The organism is Salinimicrobium oceani (assembly GCF_012037645.1).
On record NZ_JAAVJR010000638.1, the window covers coordinates 1 to 448 of the forward strand.

The 448-nt window shown below is 42.2% G+C and carries 1 protein-coding gene; it reads left to right on the top strand.

Translation table 11 applies throughout. From position 1 onward, the window contains the following. Positions 1-32 precede the first annotated feature (32 nt). Positions 33-448 (top strand): TonB-dependent receptor domain-containing protein (locus HC175_RS18645; protein ID WP_317172363.1); only part of this gene is annotated, 416 nt, incomplete at its 3' end.

Sequence of the window (448 nt, forward strand, 5' to 3'; positions counted from 1 at the left end):
TCTCAAAAGCCACTATTGAAGTATCAGAAAAATTGAGTTTATATGGAGACCTGCAATTGAGAAGAATACATTACGAAGTTGACGGAGTAGAGGAAGAAAATGTACCTTTTATTGTTGATGATGCTCATACTTTCTTTAACCCAAAAGCCGGATTAACTTATAGATTTTCTGGATCCAGCCGCCTGTATTTCTCCTTCGCCCGTGCACACCGGGAACCAAATCGTACAGATTACGAGGCCGGCAATCCAGAACCCGAAGAACTGAATGATTATGAATTGGGCTGGAGATATGCTTCAGAAAAATTTCAGCTGAATTCCAATCTTTACTACATGGACTACCGCAATCAACTTGTGCTCACGGGAGAGCTGAATGATGTAGGATCTCCAATTAGGCGAAACAGCGGAAACAGTTACAGGTTAGGTTTGGAACTGGATGCCGTGGTGATGTT